The sequence below is a fragment of the Paraburkholderia podalyriae genome (assembly GCF_014397785.1).
Lineage (GTDB): Bacteria > Pseudomonadota > Gammaproteobacteria > Burkholderiales > Burkholderiaceae > Paraburkholderia > Paraburkholderia podalyriae.
Genome location: NZ_VZQQ01000018.1, coordinates 108,037 through 128,605, shown reverse-complemented (window position 1 = coordinate 128,605; position 20,569 = coordinate 108,037). Strand labels below are relative to the sequence as shown.

The 20,569-nt window shown below is 64.9% G+C and carries 16 protein-coding genes; 8 read left to right on the top strand and 8 right to left on the bottom strand.

Features of this window, described 5'->3' with window-relative positions; genetic code table 11:
- Positions 1 to 49: 49 nt before the first annotated feature.
- The gene (locus F6X42_RS22100) at positions 50 to 493 is read right to left on the bottom strand and encodes a VOC family protein (protein WP_187636228.1); all 444 of its coding nucleotides are present in this window, start codon (positions 491 to 493) and stop codon (positions 50 to 52) included.
- A gap of 132 nt (positions 494 to 625) precedes the next feature.
- Here F6X42_RS22100 and F6X42_RS22095 point away from each other — a divergent pair, with 132 nt between their 5' ends.
- A complete protein-coding gene (locus F6X42_RS22095) occupies positions 626 to 1,066 on the top strand; it encodes a DUF1801 domain-containing protein (protein ID WP_187636227.1) in 441 nt (146 codons plus the stop codon).
- Positions 1,067 to 1,286: 220 nt separating this feature from the next.
- Positions 1,287 to 3,020, top strand: a complete 1,734-nt coding sequence (locus F6X42_RS22090) for an IlvD/Edd family dehydratase (RefSeq protein ID WP_187636226.1) — start codon at positions 1,287 to 1,289, stop codon at positions 3,018 to 3,020.
- Between the two features lie 3 nt (positions 3,021 to 3,023).
- Here the strand turns inward: F6X42_RS22090 and F6X42_RS22085 are convergent, their stop codons facing one another.
- The 5 genes from F6X42_RS22085 to F6X42_RS22065 form a co-directional block, all read right to left on the bottom strand.
- Entirely contained in the window at positions 3,024 to 4,079 is a 1,056-nt protein-coding gene (locus F6X42_RS22085) for a serine hydrolase domain-containing protein (protein WP_187636225.1), read from the bottom strand.
- A 43-nt stretch (positions 4,080 to 4,122) separates the two neighbouring features.
- Entirely contained in the window at positions 4,123 to 5,415 is a 1,293-nt protein-coding gene (locus F6X42_RS22080; RefSeq protein ID WP_187636224.1) for an MFS transporter, read from the bottom strand.
- A 293-nt stretch (positions 5,416 to 5,708) separates the two neighbouring features.
- Positions 5,709 to 6,887, bottom strand: coding sequence for a porin (locus F6X42_RS22075; protein ID WP_187636223.1), 1,179 nt, complete (start codon positions 6,885 to 6,887; stop codon positions 5,709 to 5,711).
- Positions 6,888 to 7,203: 316 nt separating this feature from the next.
- Positions 7,204 to 8,319 carry a succinylglutamate desuccinylase/aspartoacylase family protein gene (locus F6X42_RS22070; protein ID WP_187636222.1) on the bottom strand — a complete coding sequence of 372 codons (1,116 nt, stop codon included), beginning with the start codon at positions 8,317 to 8,319 and terminating at the stop codon, positions 7,204 to 7,206.
- A gap of 266 nt (positions 8,320 to 8,585) precedes the next feature.
- The gene (locus F6X42_RS22065) at positions 8,586 to 9,368 is read right to left on the bottom strand and encodes an ABC transporter substrate-binding protein (RefSeq protein ID WP_187636221.1); all 783 of its coding nucleotides are present in this window, start codon (positions 9,366 to 9,368) and stop codon (positions 8,586 to 8,588) included.
- 613 nt (positions 9,369 to 9,981) lie between these two features.
- On the opposite strand from F6X42_RS22065, the gene F6X42_RS22060 reads away from it, so the two are divergent.
- Both F6X42_RS22060 and F6X42_RS22055 read left to right on the top strand, forming a co-directional pair.
- On the top strand, positions 9,982 to 11,232 hold the full coding sequence (locus tag F6X42_RS22060) for an ABC transporter substrate-binding protein (RefSeq protein WP_376776399.1): 1,251 nt from the start codon (positions 9,982 to 9,984) through the stop codon (positions 11,230 to 11,232).
- Positions 11,232 to 13,049 (top strand): diguanylate cyclase domain-containing protein, encoded by a 1,818-nt coding sequence (locus F6X42_RS22055; protein WP_187636220.1) that lies wholly within the window; start codon positions 11,232 to 11,234, stop codon positions 13,047 to 13,049. Before F6X42_RS22060 ends, F6X42_RS22055 begins: the two co-directional genes overlap by 1 nt.
- Before the next feature lie 30 nt (positions 13,050 to 13,079).
- Here F6X42_RS22055 and F6X42_RS22050 read toward each other — a convergent pair whose 3' ends face one another.
- Positions 13,080 to 14,579 (bottom strand): mannitol dehydrogenase family protein, encoded by a 1,500-nt coding sequence (locus F6X42_RS22050; protein ID WP_187636219.1) that lies wholly within the window; start codon positions 14,577 to 14,579, stop codon positions 13,080 to 13,082.
- Between the two features lie 164 nt (positions 14,580 to 14,743).
- Between F6X42_RS22050 and manD the strand changes: the two genes are divergently transcribed.
- From manD to F6X42_RS22030, 4 genes are all read left to right on the top strand, one after another.
- Positions 14,744 to 15,952: a D-mannonate dehydratase ManD gene (gene manD / locus F6X42_RS22045; RefSeq protein ID WP_187636218.1), complete on the top strand. Its 1,209-nt coding sequence runs from the start codon at positions 14,744 to 14,746 to the stop codon at positions 15,950 to 15,952.
- A 141-nt stretch (positions 15,953 to 16,093) separates the two neighbouring features.
- A complete protein-coding gene (locus F6X42_RS22040) occupies positions 16,094 to 17,140 on the top strand; it encodes an L-idonate 5-dehydrogenase (RefSeq protein ID WP_187636217.1) in 1,047 nt (348 codons plus the stop codon).
- 81 nt (positions 17,141 to 17,221) lie between these two features.
- Positions 17,222 to 18,520, top strand: a complete 1,299-nt coding sequence (locus F6X42_RS22035; protein WP_187636216.1) for an MFS transporter — start codon at positions 17,222 to 17,224, stop codon at positions 18,518 to 18,520.
- 54 nt (positions 18,521 to 18,574) lie between these two features.
- On the top strand, positions 18,575 to 19,405 hold the full coding sequence (locus tag F6X42_RS22030) for a GntR family transcriptional regulator (RefSeq protein WP_222945668.1): 831 nt from the start codon (positions 18,575 to 18,577) through the stop codon (positions 19,403 to 19,405).
- A 26-nt stretch (positions 19,406 to 19,431) separates the two neighbouring features.
- Here F6X42_RS22030 and F6X42_RS22025 read toward each other — a convergent pair whose 3' ends face one another.
- On the bottom strand, positions 19,432 to 20,565 hold the full coding sequence (locus tag F6X42_RS22025) for an alpha-D-ribose 1-methylphosphonate 5-triphosphate diphosphatase (RefSeq protein WP_187636215.1): 1,134 nt from the start codon (positions 20,563 to 20,565) through the stop codon (positions 19,432 to 19,434).
- Positions 20,566 to 20,569: the final 4 nt, after the last annotated feature.

The window sequence follows — 20,569 nt, the reverse complement described above, 5'->3', positions numbered from 1 at the left end:
CCTCACGCATCGGGGGGATTAAGCGCGAGGAGCCCACTATAACAAGCCACTATCTGTCGAACAGCGCCGTGTAACGGCGCTGCATCTCTTCAGGCGTGAGCGCTTCGATCTGCGCGCCGAGCAGCCATTCGTGGCCGTACGGATCGCGCACGGTCGCCGAGCGTTCGCCATAAAAATGATCGGTTAGCGGGCGGACCACGGTTGCGCCCGCTTTGACCGCTTGTGCGACGAGCTGGTCGACGTCGTCGCAGTGGATATGCAGCAGCACACCCGGCCGGTTGTCGCCGGTCGGTCCGAGCATGCCGTGCTCGGGATATTCATCGGATAGCATCACGGTCGCGGGACCGATCTTCACTTCGGCATGACCGATGCGCCCGCCTGGCTCGGTCAGGCGAAACTGCTCCATGCCGCCAAATGCCTGTGCGTAGAACTCAATAGCCTGCGCGGCATTGCGCACTCGCAGATACGGGTAGACCTCGTGAATCGCGTTCATCGTCACCTCCCGGTTGCGGGCGAATGATCGGCGGAAAACGCGGTGCTTCGCCCGCGGACGTGCGCCAGCGACCCGAAGGGGGACTAGAATAATCAGATCGCTACGGCATCCTATTGGTTCGAGCTTACCCCAATGAACGCTTCCGAACATATCGACGAACTGATCGCAGGCCTCATCGACTGGCGCGGCGCCACCTTCGCTCGCATCCGTCAATGCGTGCTCGCGGCGGACCCGGACATCGTCGAGGAGTTCAAGTGGATGGGCAGCCCCGTCTGGTCACGCGACGGCATGATCGCGGTCGCCAACGCGCACAAGGGCAAGGTCAAGCTGACCTTCGCGCACGGGGCGGCCCTGGCCGACCCGGACGGCCTGTTCAACGCTGGCCTCGAAGGCAACGCACGGCGCGCGATCGACTTCCTCGAGGGCGACGAGGTCGACGAGCGCGCACTGGAAGCGCTGGTGCGCGCCGCGATCGACTACAACCGGAGCCATCTGAAGAAGAACGCTCGCTCCGCGCAACCGAAAGCCTCCAGTAAGAAGGCGGCCGGCCAGGCGAATACCGGCGAGGCCTGAAGTCGGCACAGTCCGTTCGCCCAATGGCCGCGCGCGCCGGCGGATCGATACCAGAATTGATATCGATATCACCCAAAATATAATTGGAAAGATATCAACCTGCTCCGTACACTTCACCATCCCTGGACACTGAGCGGCAACCGTGCGCAGTAGCGCCGGGGTGCGCCGCTTCAGTCAAATTGGCCGGTGAGGGTCCCGGCACATGCATCAAGGACCTAGCATGTCGGAAAAAAAGCGGAAATTGCGCTCGGCCGAGTGGTTCGGCACGGCTGACAAGAACGGCTTCATGTATCGAAGCTGGATGAAGAATCAGGGCATTCCCGATCACGAGTTCGACGGGCGTCCCGTGATCGGTATCTGCAACACGTGGTCCGAGCTGACGCCGTGCAACGCGCACTTTCGCAAGCTCGCTGAGCACGTGAAGCGCGGCGTCTACGAAGCGGGCGGCTTCCCGGTCGAGTTCCCGGTGTTTTCTAACGGCGAATCGAATCTGCGCCCGACCGCGATGCTCACGCGCAATCTCGCGGCGATGGACGTCGAGGAAGCGATCCGCGGCAATCCGATCGACGCGGTCGTGCTGCTGACCGGTTGTGACAAGACGACCCCCGCGCTGCTGATGGGCGCGGCGAGCTGCGACGTGCCGGCGATCGTCGTGACTGGCGGCCCGATGCTGAACGGCAAGCTCGACGGCAAGAACATCGGCTCGGGCACCGCGGTGTGGCAACTGCACGAATCGCTGAAGGCCGGCGAGATCGATCTGCATCAGTTTCTGTCGGCCGAGGCGGGCATGTCGCGCTCGGCGGGCACCTGCAACACGATGGGCACCGCGTCGACGATGGCCTGCATGGCCGAGGCGCTCGGCACGTCGCTGCCGCATAACGCGGCGATTCCCGCGGTCGACTCGCGCCGCTACGTGCTCGCGCATATGTCGGGCATCCGGATCGTCGAAATGGCGCTCGAAGACCTGAAGCTATCGAAGATCCTCACGCGCGAGGCGTTCATCAACGCGATTCGCGTCAATGCGGCGATCGGCGGCTCGACCAATGCGGTGATTCATCTGAAGGCGATCGCGGGACGCATCGGTATCGATCTCGAACTCGACGACTGGGTACGCATCGGCCGCGACACGCCGACGATCGTCGACCTGATGCCGTCGGGCCGTTTCCTGATGGAGGAGTTTTATTACGCGGGCGGCCTGCCGGCCGTGCTGCGCCGGCTCGGCGAAGCGAACCTGCTGCCTCATCCCAGCGCGCTGACGGTCAACGGCAAGTCGCTGTGGGACAACGTGAAGGATGCGCCCAACACCAATGACGAGGTGATCCGTCCGCTCGACAAGCCGCTCGTAGCCGATGGCGGCATCCGCGTGCTGCGCGGTAACCTCGCGCCGCGCGGCGCGGTGCTGAAACCGTCGGCGGCGACGCCCGAATTGCTCAAGCATCGCGGACGCGCGGTCGTGTTCGAGAACCTGGAGCACTACAAGGCGCGCATCGTCGACGAGACGCTCGACGTCGACGCGAATTCGGTGCTGGTGATGAAGAACTGCGGGCCGAAGGGTTATCCGGGCATGGCCGAAGTCGGCAACATGGGCCTGCCGCCAAAGCTGCTGAAGCAGGGCGTGAAGGACATGGTGCGCATTTCCGATGCGCGCATGAGCGGTACCGCGTACGGCACCGTGGTGCTGCACGTGACGCCGGAAGCGGCGGCCGGTGGCCCGCTCGCCGCGGTGCAGGACGGCGACTGGATCGAGCTCGATTGCGACGCGGGCACGCTGCACCTCGACATCAGCGATGCGGAACTCGCGCGCCGTCTCGCGCAGCATGTGCCGCCCCAGCCGCCGGAAGGTGGCGGCTACCGGCGCCTGTATATCGACCATGTGCTGCAGGCCGACGAGGGTTGCGATCTCGACTTCCTCGTTGGGTGTCGAGGTTCCACCGTGCCGCGGCATTCGCACTGACGGCTAGCGGCCGAGGCTGTCGACCGCGTCTAGCACGAGCCCGAAAAACTCGTTCGCCGCGGCCGGATTCAGCCAGCGCACGACCACCGTCATGCGCCGCTCCGGTTCGACCCACGTGAACGAACTGCCTGCGCCGACGCCGAAATAGCTCGACGCCGGCACGTTCGGAAACACCTTGCGCCCGGTGTTGAGCCACACTAGGTACCCATAGAACGGCGCGATCGCGCACGGCGTGCGCATGCGCGCGATCCATTCGGACGACAGCACGCGCTGGCCGTTCGCGACCCCGTCGTCGAGCAGCATCTGCGCGATCTTCAACTGGTCGTTCGCGCCGACCGACATACCGCCGCCCCAGTGCGTGCCGCCCGGCACCGACTGCATGCGTCGCCCGTCGATCTCGACCCACGCGTTGTCGTAGCCGACCCATTGCCAGTTTTCGCTCGCGCCCGAAGGTCGCATGATCGCTTCGCGAAACACCTCGGACAGCGGCTGACGGAACAGATGCAGCAGCGCGAGCGAGAACTGGTTGATGCGGACGTCGTTGTATTCCCAGTAGGTGCCCGGCCGTTGCAGAGGACGTAGGTCGCCCTTCTTACCATCGGGCGGCGCGGCGAAATTGACCGCGCGGTAGTGGTCCGCCTGATCCGACAAACCGAAGTACGTGCCGCGCCATTCGCTCGTTTGCTGCAGCAGATGCGCCCAGCTGATAGGCGCGTTGTGTTCGTCGTCGAAGCCGATGTTGGGCACGCGCGCGCACACCGGTTCGTCGACGTCGGGCAACAGGCCGCGATCGTGCGCGACGCCGGCGAGTAGCGCGAGGTACATCTTCGCGACGCTGAAAGTCAGATCAGCGCGATCCGGTTCGCCCCAGCTCGTCAGCACGCGGCCGTCGACGGCGATCGCGCCGGACACCGGCCCGCGATCATGCACCGGACCGAGCAGCTTGTTCCACGGCGGCGGGTCGTTCACGTGCACACCCCATGCGCCACCCACATGGCGGTCCCAAAGCGATTCATGATCCACCGCGAATTGCACGGCTTGCTGCAAACGGTCTTGCATGGATAAGGTCCTGTCGGTTCAACGAAGCCAGCGACACTGAGGCTTAGCGTACGTGCAGTCGCACGCGTGCCCACATCACCGTGAACAGGCTGAGCAAGGCTGCGAGCATCAGATAGAGGCCGGGTGCGAGATTATTGCCGGTCGCCGCGATCAGCGCGGCAACGGCGAGCGGCGTGAAGCCGCCGAACACGGTGGTGCCGATGTTGTAGCCGAGCGCCATGCCGGTCGTGCGGGTGCGAGTCGGGAACAGCTCGGACATCAAGGCCGGAATCGGCGCGAAGTAGGTCGCCTTCAGCAATGCGACCCACGTGACCGCGGCAAGCAACGAGCCGAGCGACGGGTGCGCGTTCATCAGCACGAAGGCCGGATAGACGGTCGCGAAGAACACCACGCCGGCGCCGAGCATGATGCGCACGCGCCCCACCTTGTCGGACAGATGACCGACGATCGGCGTGAGCACCATCATGATCAGACCGGCGACGAGCGTCGCGATGAAGCCCGACGACGGCGCCAGCCCAAGCTGCCGCGCCGCGTACGTCGGCATGTAGAGCAGCATGTAGTTGGCCGTGGTGGTCAACACGAGCGCGCCGATCGACACGAACACCCGTTCCTTTTGCGTTGCGAGCAATTCGCGCACCGGCGCGGCGGATTTTTCCGCGCGCTCGAACTCTGGCGTTTCGTCGATGCGGTGGCGAATGTAGAACCCGACCGGACCGATCAGCATGCCGAACAGAAACGGAATGCGCCAGCCCCAGCCCTCGAGTTGCGCGGACGTCAGCGTGCTCGTCAACACCGCGCCGAACAGCGATGCGAGCAGCGTGCTCGCGCCTTGGCTCGAGAACTGCCAGCTCGCCATGAAGCCTTTGCGCGCCGGCGCATGTTCGATCAGAAACGCGGTCGAACTGCCGAACTCGCCGCCCGCCGAAAATCCCTGCAACAGCCGCGACGCGAATACGCCGATCGGCGCGAGCACGCCGATCGCCGCGTATGACGGCATTATCGCGATCATGCCGGTGCCGAGGGTCATCATTGCAATGGATAAAGTCAGCGATGCCTTGCGGCCTTTGCGGTCGCTGAACGAGCCGAGCGCGAGCGCGCCGATCGGTCGCGCGAGATACGACAGCGCGAAGGTGCCGAGCGTGAGCAGCAGCGACACGGTGCGGTCGTGCACCGGAAAAAACGTACGCGACAGCACGGCCGCGAAGTAGCCGTACACGACGAGATCGTAGAACTCCAGCGCGTTGCCGATCGAGGTCGCGAGAATCAGCCGCGATACGCTCGAACGCGAGGCGTGCGGCGCGAGCGCGTCGGCGGTGGTGACGGAGTCCATGCTCATGACGAAGTCCTGTGGCGGCGTGTGGGGGCGCGCCGGCAGTGTCTCGAGGGCGGAGCGGGCGCGGGATTCGAAGCGTGACCCGATCTTGGCGTGGACGATATTGATCGACAATTACAATATTTGGCAGATAGCGTTGCCGAAAAGGCAAAGCACAACTGGGATGATCCAGATCGGGGAACACCGCGCTGCCCGACTGAATTCGCGCCGCAAACGAAAAAGCGCCCTGGGCAGGGCGCTTTCCATCGATGCAGCCACGCAGGGAGCACAGGTGTTCCCCACCGCGAACCGTCTGCTTAGAACTTGTGACGCAGACCGACACGGAACGCGAGCTGGTTGTCGGCGCCGACGCCCGACGTGCTGAAGTAGCTCGTGCTCGAACCGATCTGTGCCTGCAGATTCTGCGTACCGTTGTGGCCCGACGCGATCTGATAGATACCCAGCACATACACGTCCGTGCGCTTCGACAGCGCGTAGTCGCCGCTCAGGTTCACCTGGTTCCAGTGACCGACGTTCGCGCCGCTCAGGTGCATGTACGTGTAGCCTGCGCCTGCCGTGATCGCCGGCGTGAACGCATACTTCGCGCCTGCTTCGTAGGCGGCGAAGGTGGTCGACTGACCCGAGATCGGTGCGAGGCGCGTGTTCGTGTACAGCGCCCACAGCGTTGCCGGGCCGAACGCGTAACGGCCGCCAACGCCGACCGTGCGCAGATCCTGGATCTGGCCCGTGCCGATCGTCGGGAAGCTCACGTTAGCCAGCGACGTCGAGAAGGCCGGCGATGCCTGGCCCGGGTAACGGATGTCCGTGTATGCCGCGCCGATACCGAACGGGCCGTTAGCGTAGTTCGCGCCAAAGCTGTAAGCGCGCGACGAACCCGCGACCGGGGCAGCCGCCGTGCCCGTAGCCGGCGTGCCGGCAAAGCCGCCAGCCGTGTTCGAGAAGCCGTACATCGCGCCGAAGGTCAGGCCGGCGAAGTTCGCGCTGCTGTACTTGACCGAGTTGTTGATACGGCTCGACGTGAGCTGGTCGACGTCGTTGATGTGGTACGCGTAGTTACCCGCGACGGTCTGGCCGCCGGTCGCGTAGTTGGAGCCGAGGTAGTCGGTCGAGAACGAGTACTGGCGACCGAACGTCAGCGAGCCGACGTTGTTCTGCGCCAGACCAACGTACGCCTGGCGGCCGAACATCGCGCCGCCCTGGCCGGCGGTGCCGTTCGCGCTGCTGAAGCCGTTTTCCAGCACGAACAGCGCCTTCAGGCCGTTACCGAGGTCTTCCGTGCCACGCAGGCCCCAACGGCTGCCGTTCGCGACGCCGTCGTCGTACTTGGTCAGGCTGCTGTGGCCGGTGGCCGTTTTCGAGTTGTTCACGTAGCTGATACCCGCGTCGATCAAGCCGTACAGCGTGACGCTGCTTTGTGCGTGAGCGGCGGTGGCGAAGACGGCGAGCGTAGCGGCGGTCAGGATTTTTTTGTTCAAAATACTTCTCCGGTAGGAAATTTTAGCGATCGCGACGCGATGCTCTGCGGCAATGTCGCGCGATGGCCGGCAATTTAAGGGGGCGCTGAGTAACGTATGTGACAGTGAAAAAATCTTTTCACGGTGTCGTGTCGGCGCGACACTTTGCCGGCGTACCGGAGGCGGGGCGGGTCGGTCGACCCTGAAGGGGAGGCGGGCAACGCGTGGCAGCGGAACGCCCGCCGCGCGGCGGGCGATCGATTGCTTCAGGTGCGTGCGTTGAAAATACAGTTACATGGCCGGCTGCGACACATCGATAGTCGCAGCGGCTTTGGTGTCAGTTGCTCAGCAACGAGCCGCTGCGGAACGGCGTCGCGCCGGCGATGCGCGCGAACTCGAGGCCGGCCGTCGCGAAGCGCGCCAGATGCCGCGCGTACAGCACGCCCGCCACGCTGCTTTCGATCGTGACGACCCGGTCCGTCAACGGATCGACGATATCCGCGATTGCCTGGCCCACGTCCACCCGCGTGCCGACTGCGCAGCGATAGACGAGCACGCCGCTGATCGGCGCGACGAGCGGCTCGGCGCCCGCGAGCGGCGTCGCCGGGAATTCTAGCGGCGGCAGCGGCGCCGGCTCGCCGTCGATCACGCCGCGCGAGGTCAGATACTCGATGATCGCCTGCGCGTCTTTTTCCGCCAGCTCGTGCGACACGTCGCGCTGACCGCGCAGCTCGATCGTGACCGAGATCCCGCCGTTCGGGATCGGGAAGCGCTCGCCGAAACGGCTGCGCAGATCCGACCAGCAGAAGCTGTGGATTTCGTCGAACGGATTGCCGACCGAGTTCAGCGCGAGCAGCGACGCCTTCGCGTCGAGGTAGCGCGCGAGCGGCTCGACGTCGGGCCACAGCTCCGGATTGGTGTATAGGTGCATCGCGGCTTCCCAGTCGCAATGCAGATCGAGCACGACGTCGGCGTCGTACGAAAGCTTTTGCAGCGCGAGGCGTTGCGAGCCGAGTTCGGTGGTCGGCTGCTGCGCGTCGAGCGCTTCGCGCATCGCCGCGCGGATGGCGGCGCGGTTCGCGTCGATGTCGCCGGTCAGATGCGACTCGATGACCGGCAGCACGAGCTCGGCGAGGTCGTAGAAGTTGCGGTTGAAGTTCTGCGCGCTGCCGGTTTCGAAGCGGCCGAGCATCTGGCCGAGCAGATGCTGGTTCAGACCGATCGGGTTCGGCACCGGCACCACCACGACTTCCCCGCGCAGCTTGTCCGCGGCTTCGAGCGCGGCCAGCTTGCGGCGCAGCGACCACGACACCAGCATGCCGGGCAGCTCGTCCGCGTGCAGCGACGACTGGATATAGATCTTTTGCCCGCCGCCGGGACCGTAGTGGAAACTCGTCAGTTCGCGGGCGGTGCCAAGCGACGGGGCAATCAGCGGATGGGTCTGGGTTTGCATGGTTTTGGCTTCGCGGCCCGTTCGGAGCAGCCGCGCTAGGTGTTTGATTGCAAGGGGAAAGATACGCGCCGGCTGCGCGCGGGGTCCGCGTGCGCGGACTACGGCAACCTGTCTCACGGCGGCCGCGTGTCGCACGATCTTAGCCGATATGCCACAGCATGTGGCTTGATGTGGCTCGATGTGGAGCCACAAAAACAAAACGGGCTCCGCGTCGCGGAGCCCGTTTGGGCAAGCTGCCGGCGCGCCGTGCGGCGCGCGCGGGCGGTTTAGCTGCCGTACACGTCGAAGTCGAAGTACTTCTTCTCGATCTTCTTGTAGGTGCCGTCCTTGATCATGTCGGCGATCGCCTTGTCGACCTTCGCCTTCAGATCGGTGTCTTCCTTGCGCATGCCGATGCCGGCGCCGTTGCCGAGGATCTTCGGATCGTCGAGGTCCTTGCCGACGAAGTCGAAGCCCGCGCCGCGCGGCGTCTTCAGGAAGCCCTGCTCGGCCTGCACCGCGTCCTGCAGCGCTGCGTCCAGACGGCCCGAGATCAGGTCGGCGTAGACCTGGTCCTGGTTCTGATACGGCACGACTTTCGCGCCCTTCGGTTCCCAGTAGGTCTTCGCGTAGGTTTCCTGGATCGTGCCCTGTTCGACGCCTACCGTCTTGCCTTTCAGCGATTCAGCGGTCGGCATGATGCCCGAGCCCTTCTTCGCGACGAGACGCGTCGGCGTGTTGAACAGCTTCGACGAGAAGGCGATCTGCTCAGCGCGTTGCGGCGTCATCGACATCGACGACAGCACGCCGTCGAACTTCTTCGCCTTGAGCGCCGGGATCATGCCGTCGAAGTCGTTTTCCACCCACACGCACTTCGCACCGACGCGCTTGCAGATTTCGTTGCCGAGGTCGATGTCGAAGCCAACGAGCTTGCCGTCCGCGCCTTTCGACTCGAACGGGGGATAGCTGGCATCAACGCCGAAACGGATCGTCGACCAATCTTTAGCGTGTGCGCCAATCGAGACGGTGGCAAGCAGAGCAACTGTCAAAGCCGCTAGCAGTTTCTTCACTGTTTTTACTCCTCGGTGTAGTTCAATTACGCCCTCGACGGTTGTGCCGCCTTGGGACGCCCGGCGCGACTCGCGACCGGGCTTCTGGTCAGGCTGCAAGCCGGGGTGGCCTGCAACGCGCGCCAAGCTTATCAGTTCAAAAATATTGGGAAGCTAGTAGAACACCGGATGGCGCGGGAGGAAGCCCTCTAGAGCAACGCTTGCGCGCAAGCCGGTGTGCCGGGATCGTACACGCCTGGCGGGGTTTGCGTAACGGGGGTGTAATGCGCGAGCGGTAATACGGTGGGCGGCGAGCGCAATCGACTGGAATTTGCGACGGTTTTCTCGCGAGTTCGCCGAAAACCGGGTTGAAACGCGAGTTTGAAACGCGGACGGATCGTTAAAGCTCGCGCCTGAATTTGCCGTTAATTAACTAGCGCCCGACATTTTTGGCCGCCGTTTCGATCGATGCAAAAAACACAGGCTTTGGCGCTATCATCGATGCTCCGCGCGCTGGATGCCGACCGCGGCGCGGGCTGGCTCGCTCTGAAGTATGTCCTCGGACAGCCGTCAAGATTCCAATGCCGCGCGTTTGCGCTCGCCCAGAAGGCCTTTCTGCTTAACGGTGTTATTCATGCACACGATGTTCACGGCGGATCAAACAGGCTGTTGCAAACACGCTTTCAAGCGGCAAATCGCGAGCGCCGGCGCGCGGGCTCGCGCGGCATCTCGCGCGGCATTATTGCAGCGCCGGTTTTTTGGCGGTTTCTCGTCGAGCGTTGCGTCGGGATTTTCATCGATTGGCACATCCGGATTTTGGTGCGTCGTTTGGTCGGGGGTTTTAGCCCGCGTTTTGCCCTTTCTGATAGCCGCGTGCCTGTGCGCGGGTGTCGGCGCGGCGACGCCCGCCATGGCCGCCGACAAAGTGCTGCACGTGCTGGCGTGGCCCGGCTACGCGGACCCGGACGTCGTGAAGTCGTTCGAAACGCGCTACGGCGCGAAGGTCGAGGTCACGCTCGTCGATTCCGACGAGGCGCTGTGGGCGCAGATGCACAGCAAGGGCACGCCGCCGTTCGACGTGCTCGCCGCCAACACCGCCGAAATTCGCCGCTATACGCAGGCGAATCTGCTCGCGCCGCTCGATCTCGCGAGTCTGCCGAACACGAAGAAGCAGTTGCCGCGTTTCCAGGCGCTCGGCTCGATCGACGGCCTGACGTCGGCGGGCAAGGTGTATGCGATTCCGTTCACGTATTCGTCGATGGGGCTCATCTACGATCGCCAGCAGATTCCGGTTGCGCCGCATTCGATGCTCGAACTGTGGAACCCGCGGTATCGCGGCAAGGTGCTCGACTTCAATAGTGCGCAGCACAACTTCTCGTTCACCGCGCTCGCGCTCGGCTATCCGCATCCGTTTCAACTGGACCCCGCGCAGATGCGCACCATCGCGTACAAGCTCGTCGAGCTGCGCCGCAACCTGCTGACCTATTACACGCTGCCCGAGGAGGCGACCGCGTTCTTCATCCAGCACAAGGTCGCGCTGATGTTCGGCAACTACGGCACGCAGCAGGTGCAGTTGCTGCGGCGCGCGGGCGCGGACGTCGGCTATGCGATTCCGGACGAAGGCGCGCTCGCGTGGCTCGATTGCTGGTCGATGACGCGCGCGGCGACCGACAAGCCGCTCGCGCTCGCGTGGATCAACTATATGCTCGAGCCGAGCGTGAGCGCGTTGCTCACGCAGCGCCAGGGGCTCGCGAATACGCTCAGCGAGCCGGCCGAAGGCAGCGCCACCGCGCACATCGTGTGGATCAGTCCGGTCGAAGATATCGAGCGCCGCGAGCAACTGTGGACGCGGATCGTGTCGGGCGACCGTTCGGAGCGCTTCTGATGCTGCACCGCGGCCTGACCTTCAAGCTATCGGTGCTGCTCGCGTGCATCGGCGTGCTGGCGTCGGGCGCGACCGGCTATTACGCGTATCGCGCGAATCGCACGATGCTCGTCAACGAAGCCGAGCACAGCCTGCGGACTTCGACGGAGTTGCTCGGCCAGCGCATTGCGCTATCGATCGACGACGTCGCGGCGGACGCGCTCGTGCTCGCGACGATGCCGTCGTCGGTAATCGTCGCGCAGACCGACGATGGCATCGGCCCGAACCTTGCCCGCGAGCGGCTCGCGCAGGTGTATTCGAGCTTCATGCTGCACCACCCGGAGTATCTGCAGATGCGGCTGATCACGCGGCAGCATCACGGGCTGGAGCTGATCCGTTTCGATCGGGACAGCGACGGTCTCGTGCGGGTCAAGGGTGACGGTCTGCAGGAAAAAGCTCAGTTCCCCTACGTGTTCGAAACGCTCGCGTTTTCGCCGGGCCGCATCTACACGTCGCCGATTTCGGTCAATCACGAATCCGGCACGCATGCGGCGCAAGGCAAGCCGACGCTGCGCCTCGGCACGCCGATCGCGGACGCGCGCGGCACGGTGCTCGGCGTCGTCGTGATCGACATCGATCTGGCCGGCATGCTGCGGCGTTTGCAGAGCGATCTGCCGAGCGACTATCAGGTCTATCTGGCGAACGAGTGGGGCGACTTCCTGGTTCATCCCGACGCGTCGCAAACCTTCGGCTTCGACCGCGGCCGGCGCGTGCTGATGCAGGACAGCTTCCCGGCCACGAAGCAGCTGTTCGAGCAACGGCAGAGCGAGGTGCTCGTCAACGGTCTCGCGGGGTCCGGCGAGACGGCCGGGCGCGTGCTCGCGTTCGTGCGACGGCCGTTCGGCGGTTCGGAGGGCAACCGCTTCATCGTGCTCGGTCTTGCGAAGCCGCTCGAGGACGTGTTGAGCGGCGCCAATCAGCTCGGCTCGCGGATCGTTCGCATGGTGCTGGTGTTCAGCGCATTGTCGGTATTGCTGGCGATTCTGTTCGCGAGGGCGCTCACCAAGCCGCTGCATCTGCTCGCGCATGCGGCGACCCACCTGTTCGCCGAGCACGCGATGCACACCTTGCCGCTCAAACGCACCGACGAAATCGGCGTGCTCGCGCGCTGCTTCGAGCGTTTGCGCCGCGAAATTCGTGCGCAGATGGATGCGCTTCACAGCAAGCAGAGCGAGCTCGTGCATCTGGCCTCGCACGACGTGCTGACCGGCTTGCCGAACCGCATGCTGTTCATGCAGAAGCTCGAAAGCGCGATCGACGAGGCCAGGTTCCGCCGCGAAGGCCTCGCCGTGCTGTTCGTCGACCTCGACGGCTTCAAGCAGATCAACGATCAGTTCGGCCACTCCGTTGGCGACAAGGTGCTGGTCGCAATCGCGCGCCGTCTGAAGGACGTGCTGTATCTCACGGACGTGGTCGCCCGGCTCGGCGGCGACGAGTTCATCGTGCTGATCGAAGGGCCGCGCGCGGCGGAGGTCACGCCCCCGATCGCCGCGTGCATCATGGATGCGCTGAACGAAACGCTGAGCGTCGACGGCAATAGCATGACGGTCGGCGCGAGCATCGGCATCAGCGAGTTCCCGCACGACAGCGGCAATGCCGAGGAACTGCTGCTGAATGCCGATGCCGCGATGTATGCGGCGAAATCGGGCGGACGTTGCGCGTATCTGCGCTATCGGGATCTGCTCGCGGCGCGGCTCGACGAACAGGCGCGGGAGCTTGCCCGGGCGCACGCCGCGCGCGATGGGACCGAGGGGCGCGAGGCGGAGCCCACCGCGTGATGCGGTTTTATTCGCGCCGATCAGCGTTTTCTATTGCCACGCCGCGATTGCGCCGCGTGCGCCTTGTTGCTGCAACAGACGCAACGCGTCATCTAGCGTCGTTCTGAATGCCGCGTGAGCCGCGAGCTTCGCATCGAACACTTCGCGCACGCCGAGTAGCGCGTTCATCAGCGCCACGGTGTCGCGTTGCGCGGACGCCGCAAGCGCTTTCAGTTTATCCGCGAGCGGGTCGTTGATTTCGTAGCGCGTGCCGTCGTCCGCGTGGCCGCGCAGGAATGTCATCCACGCGGCGACGGCGAGCGCGAGCCGGCGATAAGGTCGACCCGCGTCGATGCGGGCCGCGATGGTCGCGAGCAATCGCGGCGGCAGCTTCTGGCTGCCGTCCATCGCGATCTGCGCGCAACGGTGCTTGAGCGCCGGGTTCGCGTAACGCGCGAGCAATGCGTCACGGTAGCCGGCAATGTCGAACGATGCAGGCAGGCTCAGCGTCGGCGCGATTTCGTCGGTCATCATCGCGTGGATCAGATTGCGCAGCGCGGGCTCGGCGATCGCTGCGTCGATCGTGTCGAAGCCGCCGAGCATCGACAGGTAGGCGAGCGTCGAATGCGTGCCGTTCAGCATACGCAGCTTCGCGAGTTCGAACGGCATCACATCGCCGACGAGCTGTGCGCCGACCGCATCCCACGCGGGACGGCCCTGCGGAAATCGATCTTCGATTACCCATTGTCTGAACGGCTCGCAAGGCACCGGCACGGCGTCGCGGTAGCCGAGCTGTTCGGCTGCGCTCACGCATTCGGCGTCGGTGGTGGCGGGGACGATCCGATCGACCATCGTTGATGGAAACGCGACTTCCGCGGCAATCCAGTCGGCGAGCGCGGCGTCGAGTCGACGTGCGAACGAGCACACCACCTGGCGCAGCGCGGCGCCGTTGTGCGCGAGGTTGTCGCACGACAGCACCGTGAAGGGCTGCCCGTTCGCGGCGTCGCGCCGCGCGCGCAAGGCCGCGACGAGGATACCGGGCACCGTGCGCGGCGCGAGCGGAGCAGCGAGATCGTGCGCGATGGCGGGATCGTCGAGATCGACTTCGCCGGTCTTCGCGTCGCGGCAATAGCCTTTTTCCGTGACGGTCAGCGAAACGATCCGAACCAGCGGGTCAGCGAGACGCGCGAATATCGCGGCCGCGTCGGCGGGCATCGCCAGCACTTCGCGCAGCGCGCGGATGACCGTCACCTTCGCACCGTCGGGCCCGCGTTCGACGAGACTGTACAGCCCCTGCTGTTCCATCAACGCGTTGCGTTTGCCGACGTTGCCTTGCAGCGTCACGCCGCAAATGCCCCAGTCGCCGCCGGCGGCCAGCATCGCCTCTTCGGTGTAAAGCGCCTGATGGGCGCGATGAAAATTGCCGATCCCCAGATGCACGATGCCGATGCGCGGCTCCCTCCATTGCGGCGACAGCAGATGTGCCTGCAGTGTGGGCAGCGCATCACGGGACAGGCGGTTTGGCGGCAAGGCGACGGTCGCGGCGGTCATGGGAAGTGGTCCTGGTGGGGCGGGGAAACCCTGATTTGACGAGTAACTATACTTGTATGGTAGCATCGTTCAAACAGCTTGAGACAGGCTGATGCAGTGATTTTTATGCCGCCACGTCCGGTTCGCCCGTCATCGCGGTTCCCCGTTTTCTGCCAGGAGCACTCATGAAAATCGTTCGCGCCGACGTCATCGTCACGTGCCCCGGCCGCAATTTCGTCACGCTGAAAATCGTCACCGACGAAGGCGTCCACGGCATCGGCGATGCCACGCTGAACGGCCGCGAACTGGCGGTCGCTTCGTATCTGACGGACCACGTCTGCCCGCTGCTGATCGGCCGCGATCCGGCGCGTATCGAGGACACCTGGCAATTCCTCTACAAAGGCGCGTACTGGCGGCGTGGTCCCGTCACGATGACCGCGATCGCCGCGGTCGACGTGGCGCTGTGGGACATCCTCGGCAAGGTGGCGGGCATGCCGCTTTACAAGCTGCTCGGCGGCGCGTCGCGCGAAGGCGTGATGGTGTACGGCCACGCGACAGGCCGCGATATTCCCGAAGCGCTCGACCGTTACGCCGAACATATCGAGGCCGGTTATCAGGCCGTCCGCATTCAATGCGGCGTGCCCAACATGCGCTCGGTGTATGGCGTCGCGAAGGGCAACGGCATGTACGAGCCCGCTACGAAGGGTGCGGTGGAAGAGCAGAGCTGGTCGTCGGAAAAATACCTGGACTTCGTGCCGAAACTGTTCGAGGCCGTGCGCGAGCGTTTCGGCTTCGACACGCATCTGCTGCACGACGTGCACCACCGTTTGACGCCGATCGAAGCGGCGCGGCTCGGCAAAGCCGTCGAACCGTATCGATTGTTCTGGATGGAGGACCCGACGCCCGCGGAAAACCAGGCCGGTTTCAGGCTGATTCGCGAGCACACCGTCACGCCGATTGCAGTTGGTGAGGTGTTCAACAGCATCTGGGACTGCAAGCAGTTGATCGAGGAACAGTTGATCGACTATATCCGCGCGACGCTCACGCATGCTGGCGGCATTACGCATCTGCGGCGGATCGCGGATTTTGCTTCGTTATACCAGGTGAGAACGGGCTGCCACGGTCCGTCGGATCTGTCGCCGGTCTGCATGGGTGCCGCGCTGCATTTCGATTTGTGGGTACCCAATTTCGGTGTCCAGGAATACATGGGCTTTCGGGCCGAAGCGCTCGACGTCTTCCCGCATGCGTGGCGCTTCGACAAGGGCATGATGCATCCCGGCGAAGCGCCGGGCCATGGCGTCGATATCGACGAAGTTGCGGCAGCGCGTTATCCGTACGATCCCGCTTACCTGCCGGTCGCGCGTCTGGAAGACGGCACGTTGTGGAACTGGTGAGCGTCCAGACCCCCAACGTTCCCGCTCACTGAAAACAGAATCGCGTAGACAGCCTTCATCCGCCGCGTTCGCATCGTCGTCACCGTCTTCTCCGCTTGCGTGCCGTTGAACGCGCCCGCGACGCTAACCCTGGAGTCCATCATGCTCGCAGCCGTACTTCACGAACCGAAACTGATCCGCATCGACGAAATGCAGCCACCCGAACCCGGTCCGGGGGAGGTCCGCGTACGTGTACGCGCGGGCGGCATCTGCGGCTCGGATCTGTCGTACTACTTCAAAGGAAAAAGCGGCGACTTCGCGGTGCGCGAGCCGTTCGTGCTCGGCCACGAAGTGGCCGGTGAAATCGACCTGCTCGGCGAGGGCGTCAGCGCGCAACCCGGGTTTGCGCGCGGGCAACGCGTCGCCGTCAATCCGGGTCTGGCGTGCGGCACATGCCGCTTTTGCGCGGCCGGGATGCCCAATCATTGCCTGAACATGCGCTTCATGGGCAGTGCGTCGACGTTTCCGCACACCCAGGGCATGTTCCGCCAGTACATCGTCGTGACTGCGCGGCAATGCGTGCCGGTGCCGGACGGCGTCGATTTCGCGCAGGCGTCGATGGCCGAGCCGCTCGCCGTCGCATTGCATGCGGTGAGGCAGGCGGGCTCGCTGGTGGGCGCGCGCGTGCTGCTGGTCGGCTGCGGTCCGATCGGCTGCATGCTGCTCAGTGTGGCGCGACGCGCCGGCGCGCATCGCGTGGTCGCAGTCGATCTGTCCGAGCGCGCGCTGGCGCTCGCGCGGCAACTCGGCGCGGACCAGACCGTGAATGCCGCCGATACCGCGACGATCGCGACGTGGTCCGACAGGCGCGGCACGTTCGATGTCGTCATCGAAGCATCGGGCAGTCCGGCGGGGCTCGACACGGCGTTGCGCTCGGCGCGCGCGGGCGGCACCGTGATCCAGGTCGGCAATCTGCCGGCGAGGCAGTCGCCGGTCGCAGCGAATCTCGTGATGGCGAAAGAGCTCTGCTATCGCGGCTCGTTTCGCTTTACCGACGAATACGCGGTGGCCGCCGATGAAATCGCCGCCGGCAAGCTCGACCTGCGTCCGCTGATGACGCACGCGTTCGCGATGCACGACGCGAATCATGCATTCGAAGTTGCGCTGGACCGCTCGCAGTCGATGAAGGTCCATCTGACGTTCGATTGAAGCGCGCCGTCCGCCACCCCAACCCAAACCCGGAAGCAACGTCGAACGCCCATCAAGAGGCGCCACCGAAGGAGACATCCGATGATCAAGAGTCAACGCTGGTTCGTCGTCGCGCTGCTGTTCCTGGCAGGCGTCATCAACTACCTCGATCGCGCGGCGCTGTCGATCGCCGCGCCGTTGATCCAGAAGGACCTCAATTTTTCGCACGCGCAGATGGGCGTCGTGTTCAGCAGCTTTTTCATCGGTTATGCGCTATTCAATTTCGTCGGCGGTCTGGCGTCCGACAAGGTCGGCGCGAAACGGGTGTTCGGTACCGCGATGGGCGTGTGGTCGGTGTTCTGCGGCGCGACCGCGCTCGCGAGCGGCATCGGTTCGCTGATCGTGCTGCGCGTGCTGTTCGGCATGGGGGAAGGGCCGTTCAGCTCATCGACCAGCAAGATGGTCAACAACTGGTTTCCGCGCCGCGAGGTGGCGAGCGCGATCGGCGTGATCAGTTCGGGCACGCCGCTCGGCGGCGCGCTGGCGGGCCCTGTGGTCGGTTTCATGGCCGTGCAGTTCGGCTGGCGCTGGGCGTTCGTCGCGATCATGCTATTCGGCCTCGCGTGGCTCGTGCTGTGGTCGCTGACGACGACCGAGCATCCGCATCAGCAGACGCGCATTACGCCGGCCGAGCTCGACCTGATCCGCGCCGGCCAGACGGACGAGCCCGCGTTTGTACACGCAGGCGGCAGCGAGCAGGGCAAGCCGGGGCTCGGCCACTTCCTGCGCAAGCCGATCATTCTCGCGACCGCGTTCGCGTTCTTCTCCTACAACTACGTGCTGTTCTTTTTTCTGTCGTGGTTCCCGAGCTACCTGACCGACGCGCATCACCTGAGCCTGCACGACATGAGCATCGCGACCGTGATTCCGTGGCTGCTCGGCAGCATCGGCCTCGCGGCCGGCGGCTTCATTTCGGACCTGATTCTGCGCATCACGGGCAAGCCGTTGTTGTCGCGCAAGCTCGTGCTCGGCACTTGCCTCGGCGCGGCGGCGCTGTGCGTTGCTCTCGCCGGGCGCGTCTCCAGTATGCAGGGCGCGGTCGCGCTGATGTCGGTGTCGATCTTTTTCCTCTATGCGACGGGCGCCGTCTATTGGGCCGTGATCCAGGACACCGTGCCGCGCGAACACGTCGGCGGCGTGGGCGGCTTCGTGCATCTGCTGGCGAACCTGGCCGGCGTGATCGGGCCGGCGGTGACCGGCTTTATCGTCGAGGCGACGCATGGTGCATACGGCAGCGCGTTCGTGCTGGCAGGCGCGATTGCGGTGCTCGGCGCCGTCTGTTCCTTGATATGGGTGCGTGAGCCGCGCGCGGGCACTTTGACGGTCGAGCGCGCATGGTAGTATGGTGCGGAGCTTTTATTCGCTTCCGATCCGCCGCTATTCGCTGCTTTGCCAATGCCCACCAGCAATCATCTCGCCGAGCTCCCGTCTTCTTCCGCCGCCGCGTCGAGCGCGCCACGCAAGCGTGGCCGCGCCGCCGCGCAGGCTAACGCGCGCGTCGGGCTGCCCGACCTGACCGCACACCTGTCGTTCGATTCTCACGAGCCGATCGGCAAACAGATTTTCCGCGCGCTGCGCGAGGCGATTTTCGTCGGCCAGATGGTGCCGGGCACGCCGCTGTCGGAGAAGGAGGTCTCGGACATGTTTCAGGTGTCTCGCCAGCCTGTACGTGAAGCATTCATCAAGCTGGTCGAGGCGGGCGTGTTGCAAGTGCTGCCGCAGCGCGGCACCTTCGTGAAGCGGATTTCTCCGCGTCGGGTGCGCGAAGGACGCTTCATTCGCGAGGCGATCGAAACCGCGGTGGTGCGCAAGGCGGCGGTTTCGATTACCGACGAGCAGTTGCAGGCGCTCGCCGAGAATCTGCGCGAGCAGAAACTCGCGGCGAAAGCGAACGACACGGCCGCGTTTCTCGCGCTCGACGAAGCGTTCCACTACGCGATCGCCCGGGCAATCGACTGCACGGCCGCGTGGGAAACGATCCAGGACATCAAGGCGCAAATGGACCGCGTGCGCTATCTGAGCCTACCCGATGTGTCGCCGCTCGATCTGCTGATCCGCCAGCACGCGAAGATCCTGGCCGGACTGCGCGCGCACGACCCGACAGCCGCCGAAGACGCGATGCGCCGCCATCTGCGCGAAATCCTCGTGTCGCTCGGCCCGATCGCCGAGCGCAACCCCGCCTGGTTCGAGGCGGACGAACCTGAGCGCGTGCCGTTGTCGAGCTGAGACGCAGGCGCGCTCATATAGCCCACTCAAACGATCCGCACTCCGCCGCGATAAGTCGCGCGCGGCACCGGCAGCCTGTCGAGCATCGTCACGCGCACGAGGTCGGCGCGCAGGCCCGGCTCGATCGCGCCGCGATCCGTGAGGCCGGCGGTGCGCGCCGGTTCGGCCGAGACCGTTGCCATCGCGCGCGGCAGCGGCCAGCCCGCTTTTTCGACGAGATCGAACACCGCACTCAGCAAGCTCGATGGCACGTAATCCGACGACAGAATGTCGAGCAGGTCCGCGCGCGCGAGCTCGAGCGCCGACACGTTGCCCGAATGCGAGCCGCCGCGCACGATGTTCGGCGCGCCCATGATCGTCGCGATGCCGTGCTCGCGCGCGGCTTGCGCGGCGATGCGCGTGGTCGGGAATTCGGCGAGCACGATGCCCTCGGCCTTCGCCTGTTCGACGTGCTCGATCAGCGTGTCGTCGTGGCTCGCGACCGGAATGCCGAGCCGCCCGCAACGCTCGACGATCTCGCGGCGGTGCGCATCCGCGTAACGCGCCTGTTCGACCGCAAGCTCGGCGAGCGCGGTCGCGACGCGCTCGTCGCTCATCTTGCCGTTGCGTTCCTGGTAGCGGCGCCATTGCTCGCGGTCGTGCCATTGGCGCTGGCCCGGCGTATGGTCCATCACCGACGCGAGCCGCAGCAGCGGATGCGCACACAGCGAATCGAATACCTCTAGTACGTCGGCGGTCGCGATCTCGCAGCGCAGATGCAGAAAGTGCTCGGCGCGCAGCAGTCGACGCGTGGACAGCCGCAGCAGCGAATCGGCGCATTGCGTCTGCACATCGCGGTTACGCAGCCCAACGTTCGAGCGCGAGCCGATCGCGAGCGCGTCGAATACCGTCGTGATGCCGGCTGCGGCGACCTGCGCGTCGTGGATCACGAAGGCCGCGTCGGTATTCCATTCGACGCCGGGACGCGGCACCAGGTGCTTCTCGAGATTGTCCGTATGCAGTTCGATCAGACCGGGCAGCAGATAATCGCCGTCCCAGTCTTCGGCGTCGCGCGCCGAACTCGCGCCGCGTTCGACGTCGCGAATCACGCCGTCTTCGACGCGCACGGCGCCTATGAATTCTTCGTCTCGCGTCACGATGCGAGCGTTGCTGATCAACATCGAC